The sequence below is a fragment of the Pseudoalteromonas rubra genome (assembly GCF_000967655.1).
GTDB classification, from domain to species: Bacteria; Pseudomonadota; Gammaproteobacteria; order Enterobacterales; family Alteromonadaceae; genus Pseudoalteromonas; species Pseudoalteromonas rubra_A.
The window spans coordinates 119,331-133,969 of the sequence record NZ_JXYA01000026.1; the positions used below are offsets into that span (position 1 = coordinate 119,331).

Annotated in this window: 16 protein-coding genes; 10 read left to right on the forward strand and 6 right to left on the reverse strand. The window is 48.4% G+C overall.

Features of this window, described 5'->3' with window-relative positions; all coding sequences use genetic code 11:
• Positions 1 to 20 precede the first annotated feature (20 nt).
• From TW77_RS12040 to TW77_RS24795, 5 genes are all read right to left on the reverse strand, one after another.
• Complete coding sequence (locus tag TW77_RS12040; RefSeq protein WP_046005225.1) at positions 21 to 2,078, reverse strand: EAL domain-containing protein; 2,058 nt, start codon at positions 2,076 to 2,078, stop codon at positions 21 to 23.
• A gap of 134 nt (positions 2,079 to 2,212) precedes the next feature.
• Positions 2,213 to 2,500 (reverse strand): hypothetical protein, encoded by a 288-nt coding sequence (locus tag TW77_RS24275; protein ID WP_052713162.1) that lies wholly within the window; start codon positions 2,498 to 2,500, stop codon positions 2,213 to 2,215.
• A gap of 47 nt (positions 2,501 to 2,547) precedes the next feature.
• Positions 2,548 to 3,234 carry a tRNA (adenosine(37)-N6)-threonylcarbamoyltransferase complex dimerization subunit type 1 TsaB gene (gene tsaB / locus TW77_RS12050; protein WP_046005226.1) on the reverse strand — a complete coding sequence of 229 codons (687 nt, stop codon included), beginning with the start codon at positions 3,232 to 3,234 and terminating at the stop codon, positions 2,548 to 2,550.
• Entirely contained in the window at positions 3,224 to 5,146 is a 1,923-nt protein-coding gene (locus TW77_RS12055) for an ATP-dependent DNA helicase (RefSeq protein ID WP_046005227.1), read from the reverse strand. Before TW77_RS12055 ends, tsaB begins: the two co-directional genes overlap by 11 nt.
• Positions 5,147 to 5,209: 63 nt before the next feature.
• Positions 5,210 to 5,416 carry a DUF1289 domain-containing protein gene (locus tag TW77_RS24795; protein WP_342626732.1) on the reverse strand — a complete coding sequence of 69 codons (207 nt, stop codon included), beginning with the start codon at positions 5,414 to 5,416 and terminating at the stop codon, positions 5,210 to 5,212.
• A 211-nt stretch (positions 5,417 to 5,627) separates the two neighbouring features.
• Between TW77_RS24795 and TW77_RS12065 the strand changes: the two genes are divergently transcribed.
• Positions 5,628 to 6,302, forward strand: coding sequence for a 2OG-Fe(II) oxygenase (locus TW77_RS12065; RefSeq protein WP_046005228.1), 675 nt, complete (start codon positions 5,628 to 5,630; stop codon positions 6,300 to 6,302).
• Between the two features lie 48 nt (positions 6,303 to 6,350).
• On the opposite strand, the gene TW77_RS12070 is transcribed toward TW77_RS12065, so the two are convergent.
• Positions 6,351 to 6,578, reverse strand: a complete 228-nt coding sequence (locus TW77_RS12070) for a hypothetical protein (protein WP_046005229.1) — start codon at positions 6,576 to 6,578, stop codon at positions 6,351 to 6,353.
• Positions 6,579 to 6,926: 348 nt separating this feature from the next.
• Here TW77_RS12070 and hisG point away from each other — a divergent pair, with 348 nt between their 5' ends.
• The 9 genes from hisG to TW77_RS12115 all read left to right on the forward strand — a co-directional run bounded on the left by hisG (position 6,927) and on the right by TW77_RS12115 (position 14,529).
• Positions 6,927 to 7,826 (forward strand): ATP phosphoribosyltransferase, encoded by a 900-nt coding sequence (gene hisG, locus TW77_RS12075; RefSeq protein ID WP_046005230.1) that lies wholly within the window; start codon positions 6,927 to 6,929, stop codon positions 7,824 to 7,826.
• Between the two features lie 6 nt (positions 7,827 to 7,832).
• Positions 7,833 to 9,125 (forward strand): histidinol dehydrogenase, encoded by a 1,293-nt coding sequence (gene hisD / locus TW77_RS12080; protein ID WP_046005231.1) that lies wholly within the window; start codon positions 7,833 to 7,835, stop codon positions 9,123 to 9,125.
• Complete coding sequence (gene hisC / locus TW77_RS12085; protein WP_046005232.1) at positions 9,122 to 10,180, forward strand: histidinol-phosphate transaminase; 1,059 nt, start codon at positions 9,122 to 9,124, stop codon at positions 10,178 to 10,180. Before hisD ends, hisC begins: the two co-directional genes overlap by 4 nt.
• 2 nt (positions 10,181 to 10,182) lie before the next feature.
• The gene (gene hisB / locus TW77_RS12090) at positions 10,183 to 11,244 is read left to right on the forward strand and encodes a bifunctional histidinol-phosphatase/imidazoleglycerol-phosphate dehydratase HisB (protein WP_046005233.1); all 1,062 of its coding nucleotides are present in this window, start codon (positions 10,183 to 10,185) and stop codon (positions 11,242 to 11,244) included.
• A complete protein-coding gene (gene hisH / locus TW77_RS12095; protein ID WP_046005234.1) occupies positions 11,241 to 11,831 on the forward strand; it encodes an imidazole glycerol phosphate synthase subunit HisH in 591 nt (196 codons plus the stop codon). Before hisB ends, hisH begins: the two co-directional genes overlap by 4 nt.
• Before the next feature lie 10 nt (positions 11,832 to 11,841).
• The gene (hisA, locus tag TW77_RS12100; protein WP_046005235.1) at positions 11,842 to 12,576 is read left to right on the forward strand and encodes a 1-(5-phosphoribosyl)-5-[(5-phosphoribosylamino)methylideneamino]imidazole-4-carboxamide isomerase; all 735 of its coding nucleotides are present in this window, start codon (positions 11,842 to 11,844) and stop codon (positions 12,574 to 12,576) included.
• Entirely contained in the window at positions 12,558 to 13,331 is a 774-nt protein-coding gene (hisF, locus tag TW77_RS12105) for an imidazole glycerol phosphate synthase subunit HisF (RefSeq protein ID WP_046005236.1), read from the forward strand. Before hisA ends, hisF begins: the two co-directional genes overlap by 19 nt.
• Positions 13,328 to 13,939 carry a bifunctional phosphoribosyl-AMP cyclohydrolase/phosphoribosyl-ATP diphosphatase HisIE gene (gene hisIE, locus TW77_RS12110; RefSeq protein WP_046005237.1) on the forward strand — a complete coding sequence of 204 codons (612 nt, stop codon included), beginning with the start codon at positions 13,328 to 13,330 and terminating at the stop codon, positions 13,937 to 13,939. Before hisF ends, hisIE begins: the two co-directional genes overlap by 4 nt.
• Positions 13,940 to 14,040: 101 nt before the next feature.
• On the forward strand, positions 14,041 to 14,529 hold the full coding sequence (locus tag TW77_RS12115; RefSeq protein ID WP_046005238.1) for a hypothetical protein: 489 nt from the start codon (positions 14,041 to 14,043) through the stop codon (positions 14,527 to 14,529).
• Positions 14,530 to 14,639 lie beyond the last annotated feature (110 nt).

Consider the following 14,639-nt stretch of genomic DNA (forward strand, 5'->3'; position numbering starts at 1 on the left):
CAAACATGGGGTCCGCCTTTTTATACCGATGAGTCGGCGGCATTATGCTGCTGACTCGATTCTGTCTGGCTCTGTAATAATGTCATTGCCTCTTCTATTGGCATGGCTTTGTAGTATAAAAACCCTTGCACACAATCAACCTGCGACTGCTTTACCAGATTCTCCTCTTCTTTTGTTTCTACTCCTTCTGCTACCAGCCTGAAGCCGAGCTTCGCTATCATCTCTGACAGATTGGTATACAAAGACACAGATTTGCAGTTGTAGTTGTCGGGCAAAAGGCTTCTGTCAAGTTTAATGGTGTCGATATTCAACTTGGATAACACAGACAGGCAGGAATACCCGGTACCAAAATCATCCATTGCACAGGCAATATGATGTGCGCGTAATAGATTAACCACATCGACCGTGCGATTAAAATCCTCAATATAACTGGATTCAAGCAATTCAACCTCAACCTGCCCGGGATAATCCGAAAAAGCTTTCACAATGCGTTTATATCCGCCGGTCAGCAAGTTTTGTGGCGAGATATTAAAGCTCACTTTGGGCCTGAACCCTTCCCGTGCAAAATGCTCCAGGTCCACTTCTAATTGGTCAATCACAAAATTATCTATGATGTGGAGTAGCCCGTGTTGCTCAAGCGTGGCAAGAAACCAGGGGCCCTGAACCCGGCCATCTGTGTCTTTTAACCTTAATAAGGCCTCAAAACCAACCACTTGCTTAGTGTATGGGTTTATCTTTGGCTGATAAAAAAGCATCAGTTCGCCACTGTTCAGCGCATCAGTAACTTCCTTGAGGCTGTGCACATTGATCTGTTCCTCGCGCTGCGTGCGGGTATACGAGCTTTCAGCTCCCGCTTCTATCAACCTGCCAGTGGTAAATCGCTTAAGTAACACATCCAGCGCCTTTCCGGATAAGTTATGATCCCGGTTAAATCTTAAAAACGGATAGTAAAGTGCCGCATTAAGCGCGATTAATATAACCTGCAGTAAAATACCACTGAAGCTCTGCGTCAGTAACCAGCCGCTGACAAACACAGGTGTGAACCAGGGAATATCCATCGCGGGATCCAAAGTAATCATCCCTGCAGAAATACACCCGTACGCAATCAATGCATTTAACAACGGGCTAAGCAAAAATGGGATCAGCAGATAAGGATTAAACACAATGGGTAAAGCATAGAGCATGACCTCACTGATGTTAAACAGCGCAAGCGGCGACGCTATCATGGCGATGCTGCGCTCGTGGCGTGCATTTTTAAGCAGCATTGAGGCGATGATCAGTCCCCAAATACAGCCCGTACCACCAATTATTACAAAGCAAGTGTAAAAGGCATAACTCGATAACTGAGGTAACACCTGATAATCGGTTAGCTCCCCAGATACTAACAGGTGATAGGTGTTATCACCATGGACACCAATAAACCAAAGTAAATGTGAGAAAATCAGTTGTGCGGACACTTTCTCGAACACATTCCAGGTCGGATTCAGTAGTTTTAGGGTACTGTGAAGCTGACCTGCGAAATGATCTAAAATCGGGATCACTAACAAAATTATCGCAGTAACCAGTATATACGGGATGATCAGGTTGAGGTGTTTACGCAAAAACAGACTGATTGAGCTTATCCCAACCAGTCTTAGCCAGCGTATTCGCTCAATATAAGCGAGTAGATAGCAACAAAGGACTGGCATAAGCAATGAATACAACATGCCATCGCGGTGCACTATGCTCAGTGTTCCCTGATTAATTTCGATGTAACCTGTGGTTGCTGTGAAGCAGGCAAGCACCAGAACTGGACCTGCTATGGTGTGGATCTTAAGGTTTTTCGACAGATAGTAGCTAAAAGATATCAGCGTTAATAGCGGAAAGATCCCCCATACCAGGGTGTTAAAGTCCCCCAGTGCCTGATACTTCAATTTATGTAAGTCTTCTCCAAGCCACTGATTGAGCAAAGTGATCACAGACGCAACGATAAAAAACGGGATCAACGCGATGTAGCCTTCGCGTAGTGACAAAACAACCGTATTTGAAGAAAGTTTGAGTGCAAACTGGTTGAATCTGTTCAGCAAACTCGTAACCATAATTTGTTATTTTCTTTTAACATTACTCCAAAAGCAGATTAAAACAAATCAATTGACTAAATTTTTGCTGAAAAATATTCAAGCGACCAAATACTCAGGCCCTACTTGAAAAAATAGCATTGAGAAGTGGGAGATCAGGCGTAAATGCTGACACCAAGTAATGACTGCACTTCGCTGCGCCGCTCCTGATTTTGGATAGCGTTATAGGCTTGCATGGCAACACTGTTTTTGTAACTTGGCTGGTCGTAGATAACGTCGCGCTTATCTGCATTGTACTGCTGCGCAAGCGCTACGCCGGCTTCCGAAAACTTTAGCTGCGCAGCAGGTTGGGCAGGCGTGACTGGCTCACTGGCAGCAGGTTTAGCAACCGACTGCCTGAGCTGATAAGTATCCTGATTCTGAACAAGCTGGTTGATTTTCATCAGTCAATATCACTAAAAACCCAACACATCAGTATAAGATTAGCCTGTTATTCGCGCCCGGGCAACTTCTTCCAGGTGACAGTATCTCTGACATACTGCGGCTGAGCGTCAGCGGCATTAACAACCTGCCCGGATTCAAACTGCACAGCGCCAATTTCAAGCATATACTCGGCATGCGGTAAGGTGATAGCGTCGTGTACTTCGAGTGCTAATTTTTCCGCAACCTCTGAATAAGTCTGCCAGCCAGTGCCCACGGCCAGCACGCCTGCAAAATCTCCTTCAATGAGTTCAGGCTTGATCACGCTTTCATCACCCAAAGCAACTGCCTGATTGTTTTCTCCGCGGGTATAATGACAAAGATACACTTCGCCCATGCGTGCATCGATGGCAACCAGGACCTGCTTGGCATCCGTCTGTGCAAAAGCCTGCTGCGCCATGGCCTGCAAGGTAGAAACCCCCGCCAGCTGCAAATTACCCGAATACGCCAGCCCCTGTGCAACAGACACCCCGATCCGCACCCCGGTAAAACTACCCGGTCCACGACCGAATACCAGACCATCCAGGTCTTTAAGCTGACAACCGGCCTCAGAAAACAGCTGCTCAACTAAAGGGAGTATTTTCTGACTGTGTTGCTGAGGGCACTCTTCAAAGTGACGATAAAGGTTGCCGTTAAACGACAACGCCAGGCTCAGAGCTTCTGTTGAAGCATCCAGGGCAAGCAAATTAGTTTTCATGCTGGTCAATATTCTCTAAAAATGACAAGGCCTTATCCAAATCACGGGTCCGCGACATGGGAGGCAAACTTTTAATAAAGGTTTCACCGTATTTTCGCGTAACCAGACGATTATCGCAAATAATTAGCACACCTTTGTCTTTCTTATCCCGAATGAGGCGCCCTACGCCCTGCTTTAGCGCAATCACGGCAAGGGGGAGCTGAATTTCATCAAACGGTTCTTTGTCCTGCAATTGGGCATCTTTCATTCGAGCCTGTAATAACGGATCATCCGGTGAGGTAAACGGCAATTTATCTATGAGTACGCAACTGAGCGTATCGCCGCGCACATCAACGCCTTCCCAGAACGAAGCGGTGCCCATAAGTACCGCATTACCATGGCGAACAAACTGCTCCAGAATGATGCGCTTTGACGCCTGTCCCTGCATGAATACCGGATATTCGGTCGCGGTGCTCAAACCTTCGTAGACCAGATGCATAACGCGGTAACTGGTAAAGAGTAAAAACGTACGCCCCTTTGCGGCATTGATCACTTGCTTCGCAATTTTTACCAAGGCATGTGGCATCATTTCATCTTTGGTCTCGGGCAGGTAACGAGGCAGGCAAAGCACCGCCTGCGATTCATAATCGAATGGGCTATCGACTATGGCCTGATGATCAGGCTCAAGGCCCAGGCTGGCATTGAAGTGCGCCAGGCTGTTGTCTACCGACAACGTAGCCGAGGTAAACACAAAGCTAGCCTCACTTTTAGCCATCATGTCTTTAAAGCGGTTCGATACATCCAGAGGCGTAATGTGTATGGTCAAGAAGCGCCGGGTGGTTTCAAACCAATAGCTAAAGCCCGGCAGACTGACGTCAAAGGCTCTGTCGAGTTGCCCTTTAAAGGACAACACCCGCTCAAGCGGATGCTCGATTTTATCAGAGCGGTCCAGGCACAACTTAAGCACCTGGTACAAAAAATCCAGATTGCTGATCACTCTGTGCAGCGCATCACAAATCACTTTATCCTGCAGCTTTTCCCGCCAATCTCCCCGGGCACCATCGCTACCAAACACCAGTCGCAGATCGGCCACACTGGTCTCCAGCTTGTTTAGCGTTTTGCCCAGCTGCAGCATATCTGGTATATCGCTGCGATAAATCAGCCTTAAATCATTGATCAGCGCCTGTAGCTGCTTGGTACTGATGGACTCCCCAAAGTAATCCGATGCAATTTCGCCCAGCTGGTGCGCCTCGTCAAAAATATAGCTATCTGCGGTTGGCATCAACTCAGCAAAGCCTGATTCCTTGACTGACATATCGGCAAAAAACAAATGATGATTGATCACTACGAGGTCTGCTTCAGCTGCCTTGATCCTCGCCTTGCGTATATAACACTCAGAGAAGTCAGGACAGTCCTTCCCTAAACAGTTATCCGCTGTGGAATTAACATAAGGTAGCACTTTGGCATCTTCTTCAATGCCCACACAATCAGCCAGGTCGCCACTTTGCGTTTCTGTAGCAAACTTAGCCACCATCGCCAGCTGGTGCATAACGTCAGGATCGTCACTGGGTACATGCGCCACATGTTCATTCAAACGATAAGTGCACAGATAGTTCGCCCGCCCCTTAAGTAAGGCAACTTTGCGACCTTTGCCAAGCGCTTTGAGTAGCTCAGGCAAATCTCTGTGGTAGAGTTGTTCCTGCAATGCTTTGGAGCCGGTCGAAATGATGACCTTTTTATCATTCAAAAGCGCCGGGACCAGATAAGCAAACGTTTTACCCGTACCTGTGCCTGCTTCCACCACACATTGTCCACCCTCTTTGACCACCTGATCTATGGCTTCGGCCATATCGATTTGAGGCTGTCTTGGCTGATAACCGCTAAAATGGTGAGCCAGGGGACCGTTTTCTGAAAAATACTGTGTGATAGACAAAATTAAAGCACTGCATAATGACTGGGCGACGCAATTCTATGGTGGATAGAGAGTAAGCGCAAGTCAGCACGCTTTCCTACTCTGGCAGGCTCGTATTACGGCGTTTTTTTGTTCGTTGTCAAAAGATTGCCAGTCAATGATTTCCTGCAACGTACGCTTACACCCAACACAGATATCGTTATTGTCGAGACAACAATGCCGAATGCAGGGTGATGCGACCTGCACAGCGTTATTTTGGGTGGGTTTCGCCTCTTTGTTCACACTCATCATTCAACTCCGCAATCACTTTTAAAGCATTATACCCCATTAGACATGAGCTGAGATATTTTGCTTGCCAGCGGATAAAAAATGACTATGATGCGCGCAGCAAAGCAGGCAGCAAGCCATAAAGCCCAGAGCCACGAGGTCAAGAGTACTTCTTCTCTTTTGCTTTAATGACACACTTTTTGATTTTGATACTACTTACTATTAGGAAATCAGGTTGGCCGCTTTAGTTCATTTTCGTGCAGCGCACGGCGACTCCCCCACAGACGAGACACTGTTTTCACTTATTGCTGATGATTTACTGAGCCAGGGTTATAGCATTCGCCCGGGCGCACTCCCGTGCGACCTGGCAGACGATTTACTGGCCTATCAGCACAGTTTAAGTACGCAAAAGTATGAACATGCCGGCATTGGCCGGGGCGGTGATTTCTTACATAACGACTTTGTACGTACAGACGAAATTTGCTGGATAAACGGCGAGTCAGAGCCCGGACAACACTGGCTTGACTGGACCTGCCGGTTGCAACAGTTTTTAAACCGTCGCTTGTTTATGGGCCTGTTTTCTTTTGAAAGTCATTTTGCTCATTACGCCAGCGGCAGTTATTACAAGCGTCATTACGACGCGTTTAGAGGTGAAACCAACCGCATCCTGTCACTGGTTACCTATCTGAACCCTGGGTGGGGACATGATGATGGGGGCGAAATGGTACTCTATCGGGATGATAGTGACCTTGAAGGCATAAAAGTGGTCCCTTTGCACGGCACACTTGCCTTGTTTTTGAGTGAAGAGTTTCCTCATGAAGTACTTCCCGCTAAACGGGACAGATACTCTGTTGCAGGCTGGTTCAGGGTAAATACCTCGATTGCGGGTAAGATAGATCCCCCAAGATAAAAGCGTGGCAAGCGCAAATAAGTTGCCATACCCGGGCCTGAGAGAATTTTAGGCCCAGGTATCTAAGTGTTGCTCTTCGTCGTCGATTTCACTATCATCTTCGTCTTTTTTGCGGTCATCTTCCTCTTTGTGCTTTTGCTGCGCCATCTCCAGTAAGTGCTTTTTACGCTTAATCCTTTCGGTTCGATTGTCGAGCACTCCCGCAACTTTAAACGGGCCATCATGACTCACCTGCAACCGAACTATCGGCGCCAGGAACGGCTTAAATGCATCCATAATCCACCTCATTTCGTGGTATTTCATGCCTTTATTATCGACAGTTATAATTTATTCTTTAATTTATGCAAAAAAGTACTTGCACGCAATTCCTCTCCTGTGTTTATCTATAAATACATTTTGTGCGCCTGATGCGCGTCACGTTTTAGATAAACAACAAGAGAATCTGACATGCTTATTACACTGACAGCTATCCATCATCACCATCATACACCGGGATAACCTGTCAGGTATTTCGCTGGTGGGTTATTCCTTCAAGGAACCTCCGGCGAACTAGCACTCAACATAATTTATTTTCGCCCTGAGGTTCCCTCGGGGCTTTTAGTTTTTAAACTTAGGAAATAAATTATGAACACCAACAACCGTTTACGAATTGCAATTCAAAAATCTGGCCGCCTTTCTAAGGATTGTCAGTCACTGCTCAAACAGCTTGGAATTAAATTAAATCTGCGCGAACAGCGCCTGATCGCCCACTCTACCAATATGCCAATCGATGTCCTGAGAGTCCGTGATGACGATATTCCGGGTTTGGTGATGGATGGTGTATGCGACCTGGGCATTGTAGGTGAAAACGTGCTGGTTGAAACGCAGGCTGAACGCCAACGCAACGGGCAGCCCAGCGAAGTCAGCAAGCTTGCAAAACTCGACTTTGGTTATTGTCGTCTGGCACTGGCCTGGCCGCAGGAGCTGGGTATGCAGGATAAAAGCTGGTTCAACGGCAAACGCATCGCAACCACATACCCAGAAATTTTGAAGCAGTACCTCGAACAAGAACAGATCGATGCCAGTGTCGTTATGCTAACGGGCTCTGTAGAAGTTGCACCTCGTGCTGGTCTTGCCGATGCAATCTGCGATCTGGTATCAACCGGCGCAACGCTCGAAGCAAACGGCCTGATGCAGGGCGACACCATTTTAGAATCGAACGCCTGCCTTATCCAAAACGCTAACCTCAGTGACGACAATAAGCTCTCACTTATCAACAAACTGATGCCCCGTTTGCGTGGTGTTAAACAAGCAAAAGAAAGCAAATACATTATGTTGCACGCGCCAAAAGCGAAACTTGATGAGATCTGTGCGTTATTGCCCGGGACAGGTCAACCAACCCTGCTTGCTCTGGCCGGAAGCGAAGAATATGTTGCTCTGCACATGGTCAGCAGCGAAACCCTGTTCTGGGAAACCATGGAAGAGCTCAAAGCGCTTGGCGCAAACTCCATTCTTGTTATGCCAATCGAAAAAATGATGGAGTAACGACGCATGTTTATCTGGAATGAGGCGGACCGGGCTCAACAAAAGGCAACACTTGAACGCCCGGCCGTAACTATCAGTGATGAGCTGGAAAAAGTGGTTGCAAAAATCATTGCAGAAGTCGAGCTAAACGGTGATGAAGCACTGCTGGAATATGCCCGTAAGTTCGACAAACGTGCTCAGCCTCGGTTACTGGTATCCGCTGAAGAAATTCAGGCCAGTGAAGGCGTTATTTCAGCGGAACTTAAACAGGCCATCGACCAGGCTTACAGTAATATTCGCGCTTTTCACGCACTACAAGTGCCTGTAGAAAAACGTCTCGAAACACAACCTGGTGTTATGTGCGAACTTAAGTATCAAGCCATTGAAGCGGTTGGTCTGTACGTTCCGGGAGGCAGTGCTCCACTGCCCTCCTCTGTATTGATGCAAGGGGTCTGTGCGCAACTGGCAGGGGCACAAACAATTGTATTGTGTACCCCGGTAAACGGCGAGCAAGGTATCGATCCCGCCATCTTATATGCAGCGAAAAAGTGCGGCATTACCACAATTGTTGAAAGCGGTGGCGCCGGTGCAATTGCTGCGATGGCACTGGGTACCCAAAGCGTGCCTAAAGTAGACAAAGTATTTGGACCGGGAAATGCCTTTGTGACTATGGCCAAACAACTATTGTCGCAATCGCTGCCAGGATTTGCCATTGATATGCCCGCAGGACCTTCAGAAGTATTGGTCATTGCTGATGAACGCACTAATCCGGCTTACGTTGCAGCTGATCTGCTATCGCAAGCCGAACATGGCCCCGACTCTCAGGTACTGCTGCTCAGTAACAGCAAACAGCTTATTAAAGAGGTCCAGGGCGAGCTGGACCGTCAGTTGTTGCACCTAAGCCGCGCAGACATCGCCAAACAAGCGCTTGAAAATAGTACGCTTATTCTGGTCGAAGATATTGAACAAGCATTTGCGGTTAGCGCCGAGTATGGACCTGAGCACCTGATATTACAGCTCGGTGAACCAGAGCCCTATCTGCCTTTAGTTAAAAATGCCGGCTCTGTGTTTGTTGGTGACTACACGCCTGAGTCAGCGGGTGATTACGCGTCGGGTACTAACCATGTATTGCCAACTTATGGTTACAGCCGCTGCTATTCGAGCCTCAATCTGCTCGACTTTTATCGCACTTACACGCAACAGACAATCAGTAAAGGGGGTTTACAGTTGCTAAGCAAGGCTATTTTACCCCTGGCTGAGGCGGAAGGCCTGGATGCCCACGCCAATGCTGTCAAAATAAGGCTGGAGAATAACGCATGAGTCAAATTCAATTACCTGAAAATATCGCCTCACTGAGCGCTTATAGTTCAGCTAAGAGCGAAAAGCTCACCGGCACAACCTGGCTTAATGCCAATGAAAGCCCTTATTCACGAAGCGTGAGCCTCAACTTTGAAGCACTTAACCGCTATCCGGACCCACAACCCGAAGCGGTGATCAACGCTTACGCAAGCTATGCGGGCCTTAGCCCAGAGCAGGTGTTGATGACACGTGGCGCTGATGAAGGCATCGAGCTGTTAGTGCGTACTTATTGTACACCTGGACAAGACAAGATTGCTTTATTCCTGCCCACGTACGGCATGTATAAAGTAACGGCAGATACCCACAATGTCGGGATCACAGCACTTGAGCAGAGCCTGTTACAACAAGGCAGCGCCGCAGAAATAGCAGACGCTGTTGGCAACGCCAAGCTGGTATTTATCTGTAATCCCAATAACCCAACCGGCGCAACAGTAAGTACAGATAAAATTGCTGCATTTGCAGCGGCCCTCAAAGGCAAGGCACTGGTCGTTGTCGATGAAGCTTATATTGAGTTTTGTGAACAACTCACCGCAGCGAGCCTGTTATCGGATTTCGATAACCTGGTAGTACTGCGAACCTTGTCAAAAGCTTTTGCCCTGGCCGGGCTCAGAACCGGGTTTACCCTGGCTTCGCCCGACGTGCTTGCACCAATCCGCAAGGTTATCGCCCCCTATCCGGTGTCTGCTGTAGTGGCGCAAATAGCACAGGAAGCACTGACTCCGGATGCCATTACCCAGATGCGTCGTCAGGTCAGTATTCTCAATAAAGCAAAAGAAAAGCTCACTGAGGTACTTGGAGGATCGGAAAAAATTGCCAAAGTCATGATTGGCGAAGGCAACTTTATTACAGTCCAGGTACGACAGGTAAACGATATTAAACAGGCGATGCAATCAGGTCTTATCATGCGTCCCTTTACCCTCTTCGGTGAAGATAATTGGTTACGCATTTCAATTGGTAGCGAGCAGGAATTAGAACAAGTCAGACGCTGGCTGACACAACCACAGGCAGAACAATAACAATGAGCACACCTTATTTATTCATCGACCGGGATGGCACATTAATTGAAGAACCCATTTCGGACAAACAGGTAGACAGCCTGGAAAAACTGGCCTTGCTGCCCAACGTGATCCCGGCTTTACTGTCGCTGCAAGCCGCCGGCTACAAGCTGGTCATGGTCTCAAATCAGGACGGGCTGGGCACCGATAGCTTTCCAGAGGAAGACTTCGCCCTGCCCCACAATCAAATGATGGCGATTTTTACCAGTCAGGGGATCCGTTTTGAAGAGGTGTTGATTTGCCCACACTTTGACGAAGACAACTGTCAGTGCCGAAAACCTAAAACGGGTTTGCTGACCAACCTGATGCGCTCGGGCAAAGTTGATCTTGCAAACTCCTATGTGATTGGTGACAGACAAACTGATGTCGAACTGGCTAACAATCTGTGTATTGAAGGTATCCTTTATGACGATAACTGGCCAGAAATTGTCACCCGGCTGACGACCCAAAACCGTCAGGCATCAGTACAACGTAATACCAAAGAAACGCAAATCAATCTGGCACTTAACCTGGACCAAAATAGCGTCGGGTCTATCAGCACAGGCCTTGGCTTTTTTGACCACATGCTGGATCAAATTCGCACTCACGCAAACATCGGCCTGACGATAGAAGCCAGCGGCGACCTGCACATTGATGAGCACCACCTGGTAGAAGATATTGGCATTGCCCTTGGCCAGGCACTGAAACAGGCGCTCGGTACTAAGTCACAGATCGCCCGTTATGGCTTTGCTCTGCCAATGGATGAATGCAAAGCTGAGTGTCAGCTGGACTTATCTGGCCGGGCATCATTTGTGCTGAACGCTGACTTTAGTCGTGAAAAAGTGGGTGACCTGGATGTGCAAATGGTTGAGCACTTCTTTAAGTCGCTGGCAGATAACGCCAACATCAGTCTGATCCTGTCGGTAAGCGAAGGTAACTGCCACCACCAGGTGGAAGGCTTGTTTAAAGTCTTTGCGCGAGCGCTGCGTATGGCCATCGCCAAAGATGCCAGCCAGCAAACCGCAAGCTCTAAGGGGTGCTTATGATTGCCATCATTAACACGGGCTGTGCCAATATCAACTCGGTACGCTTTGCTTTTGAACGTCTGGGTGTGAATCCGGAAGTGATCCGCGACCCGGCACAGCTAAAGCAATTTGACAGAGCGGTGTTACCTGGCGTCGGACACGCCTCTGTGGCAATGAAACGCCTGCGCGACCAGGGTTGGGACACCGCCATCGCTGAGTATCAGAATCCGCTCATGGGCATTTGTCTTGGCATGCAGCTGCTGTGCGACGAAACCGAAGAAGGGAACGTTCAGTGTCTGGGCCAAATTCCCGGCAAAGTCAGCTACCTTGAAACCGGTCAGTTAACCAGTCCGCACATGGGCTGGAATACCTTGTCTGTGTGCAATGCACATCCCCTGACCCAAGGGCTTAACCCAGACGATCAGGTGTATTTTGTCCATAGTTTTGCCCACGCCAGCAATGCCAACACACTGGTCGAAAGCGAATATGGCACACGTTTCTCTGCCGTGGTTGCCAAAGACAATTATGCCGGTATGCAGTTTCACCCGGAGAAAAGCGCCAAAGTCGGTGCAACATTACTGAATAACTTCCTGAACTGGCAATTATAAGGACAAGATAATGATCATTCCTGCATTAGATGTATTACAAAACCAGATTGTACGCCTGTATCAGGGCAAGTATGACACCGCGCAGTTCTACCCCTTCGAACTGGCAAGTCGCTTAAAATCGTATCAGGATGCGGGCGCCGCTAAATTACACCTGGTTGACCTGGAAGGCGCGCGCGACCCAAAAAAGAAACAATGGCAACAGATCCAGCAAGCCACTGCTGAACTGACGGCCCCTTATCAGGTCGGCGGCGGGATCCGTCGTTATGAAGACGTGAAGCAATGGCTTAAAGCGGGTGCACAACAAGTTGTGATTGGTTCCATGGCCGTAGATAGCAAAGAAGAAGTCGCCGCATGGATTGAAGAATTTGGTGCCGAGCGCTTTGTCATCGCACTGGATGTAAAACGCAGCGCATCGGGCTGGGCAGTTGCCACCCATGGCTGGCTCGAGGAGTCTCAGTTAAGCCTGTTTGAACTCATTGATTTTTACCTGGCGCTGGGCGTGTATGATTTCTTATGCACGGACATCAGTAAAGATGGCACTATGACAGGCCCCTCTTTTGCACTCTATCAGGAAATCGTCGCGCACAGTCCAGGCGTGCGAGTTCAGGCTTCGGGTGGGGTCAGCAGTTTAGATGATATTCGTCAGTTGATTGAACTGGGCGTAAGTGGAATTATTCTGGGTAAGTCGTTATTGGATGGCGCATTTACTGTTGAGGAGGCAATCGCATGTTATCAAAGCGCATAATCCCCTGCCTCGATGTCAAAAATGGTCAGGTTGTTAAAGGCGTTAAGTTTAAACAACACGAAATCGTTGGCGAGATCCTTGAGCTTGCCGCGCTTTACAGTCAGGCCGGAGCTGACGAACTGGTGTTCTATGAGATCAGTGCCAGCGTTGAGAAACGCTTGCTGGATGTTAACTGGGTCAGGGACATAGCCCGCCATATCGATATTCCTTTTTGCGTCGCTGGTGGCATTAAGTCGGTGGCAGATGCCGCAAAAGTCTTGGAACAAGGTGCGGATAAAATTTCCATTAACAGCCCGGCAATCGCGCGGCCCGAACTCATTAAAGAGCTGCACGATGAATTTGGCAAACAATGCGTGGTCGTTGGTATAGACAGCTTTTTTGATGCCAACACCGGCGAATATCTGGTGTACCAGTTAACCGGCGACCCTAACAGCGCCAGCCAGACACGCTATAAAGCCAGTGAATGGGTACAGCGTGTTCAGGAACTTGGAGCCGGGGAAATTGTCCTCAACTGCATGAACCAGGATGGCGTACGAAAAGGCTATGACATTGAACAGCTGAGCAACATTCGCAAACAATGTGACGTACCACTGATTGCCTCTGGCGGCGCGGGCGTTATGCAGGACTTTGTTGATGTTTTTCAGCAAGCCGATGTCGACGGCGCGCTGGCAGCCAGCGTTTTTCACAAACAACTCATTGAAATTGATGCGCTTAAACAATATTTAGCGGCTAACAAGGTGCCTTGCAGATTATGATACTCACTCCGGACAACCTCACAACTCTAGATTTTGATAAAATGGCGCTGATCCCCGCCATCGTTCAGGACGCACAAAGCGGCGTTATCCTGATGCAGGGCTTTATGGATCAGGCTGCACTCAACGCAACCTTTGAAAAAGGCCTGGTCACCTTCTACTCACGCTCGAAACAGCGGCTGTGGACCAAAGGTGAAGAGTCAGGCAATGTGTTAAAGCTGGTTTCAGCTTACACAGATTGCGATCGCGACAGCCTGCTGCTGCTTGCAAACCCTGCCGGACCAACCTGTCACCTTGGCACACAAAGTTGTTTTGCCGACGCGCGTCCGGCAATTAGCTTCTTGTCTGAGCTGGAGCGCGTCATTTGCGAGCGTAAAGACGCCGATCCAGAACAAAGTTACACGGCCTCTTTGTTTGCCAAAGATCTCAGCCGCAGCTGCCAAAAAGTTGGTGAAGAAGGGGTTGAAGTGGCACTGGCCGCCATGAAGCAAGACCAACTGGAATTGCGCAACGAATCTGCAGATCTGCTCTACCACTTGATTGTATTGCTGCAACGCAGTGGTTTATCCCTTGAGCAAGTTGTAGAAACACTGAGCGAACGTCATAAATAACGCTGAGTTTTCTGCGAACTCAGCCTGCTTCATGCTATGCTCAGGCCAGTTGAGTCATTTCAGGCTCGACTGGCTCCACAATTAAGATGAAGGACATAGCCATGAATCATCGCCAGTTTATTCTCCCTATTGCGCTGCTATCACTCACCGCATGCCAACAATTGCCTGCCGACGTACAAAACCACGTCGACACAATGAGTGACTGTGACAAAGTACTTGCCCTGACACGCGGAACTCAGGATGACTTTGCCCAACTTAAAGGCAGCGAAGTCAGCTCACCACTGATGAGCGCATGGCAACCAAAGGCCCACTTGATAGCCAACAGTTGCCAGATCAACCAGTACAACAGCGGGCGTGTCGCCTACGAATGTACAAAATCGCTCAGTAACGAAGCTGACGCGACGGCGCTGTTTAACAACGTCGAACAGCAATTAAATGCCTGCCTGGGATCTTCATGGCAACATAGCCAAATAAAAACCCATTCCCTGCTTTATACCAGTAGCGCTATAGATGCAAAAATTACCCTTAGTCAGGGGACGAGTCTGGATCGAAAAACGCCTTGGGTTATCTCATTGGAAATTTCCCAATAGCAGCATCACAGGCAGGTGTCTACCATCTGCCCAACTTTTGTCTAAATTGACAACAAACACGCCCCATTCTTTAATAAATCTTTGATCCGCTCTTAATTATTAGTACCTAA

What these genes read in the sequence shown, in the direction of transcription:
- hisG (WP_046005230.1), top strand. Translation starts at nt 6,927, where the DNA reads ATGAACACCAACAACCGTTTACGAATTGCAATTCAAAAATCTGGCCGC.
- hisB (WP_046005233.1), top strand. Translation starts at nt 10,183, where the DNA reads ATGAGCACACCTTATTTATTCATCGACCGGGATGGCACATTAATTGAA.
- hisF (WP_046005236.1), top strand. Translation starts at nt 12,558, where the DNA reads ATGTTATCAAAGCGCATAATCCCCTGCCTCGATGTCAAAAATGGTCAG.
- hisH (WP_046005234.1), top strand. Translation starts at nt 11,241, where the DNA reads ATGATTGCCATCATTAACACGGGCTGTGCCAATATCAACTCGGTACGC.
- tsaB (WP_046005226.1), bottom strand. Translation starts at nt 3,234, where the DNA reads ATGAAAACTAATTTGCTTGCCCTGGATGCTTCAACAGAAGCTCTGAGC.
- hisIE (WP_046005237.1), top strand. Translation starts at nt 13,328, where the DNA reads ATGATACTCACTCCGGACAACCTCACAACTCTAGATTTTGATAAAATG.
- hisC (WP_046005232.1), top strand. Translation starts at nt 9,122, where the DNA reads ATGAGTCAAATTCAATTACCTGAAAATATCGCCTCACTGAGCGCTTAT.
- TW77_RS12070 (WP_046005229.1), bottom strand. Translation starts at nt 6,578, where the DNA reads ATGGATGCATTTAAGCCGTTCCTGGCGCCGATAGTTCGGTTGCAGGTG.
- hisA (WP_046005235.1), top strand. Translation starts at nt 11,842, where the DNA reads ATGATCATTCCTGCATTAGATGTATTACAAAACCAGATTGTACGCCTG.
- TW77_RS24275 (WP_052713162.1), bottom strand. Translation starts at nt 2,500, where the DNA reads ATGAAAATCAACCAGCTTGTTCAGAATCAGGATACTTATCAGCTCAGG.
- TW77_RS24795 (WP_342626732.1), bottom strand. Translation starts at nt 5,416, where the DNA reads ATGATGAGTGTGAACAAAGAGGCGAAACCCACCCAAAATAACGCTGTG.
- hisD (WP_046005231.1), top strand. Translation starts at nt 7,833, where the DNA reads ATGTTTATCTGGAATGAGGCGGACCGGGCTCAACAAAAGGCAACACTT.
- TW77_RS12115 (WP_046005238.1), top strand. Translation starts at nt 14,041, where the DNA reads ATGAATCATCGCCAGTTTATTCTCCCTATTGCGCTGCTATCACTCACC.
- TW77_RS12040 (WP_046005225.1), bottom strand. Translation starts at nt 2,078, where the DNA reads ATGGTTACGAGTTTGCTGAACAGATTCAACCAGTTTGCACTCAAACTT.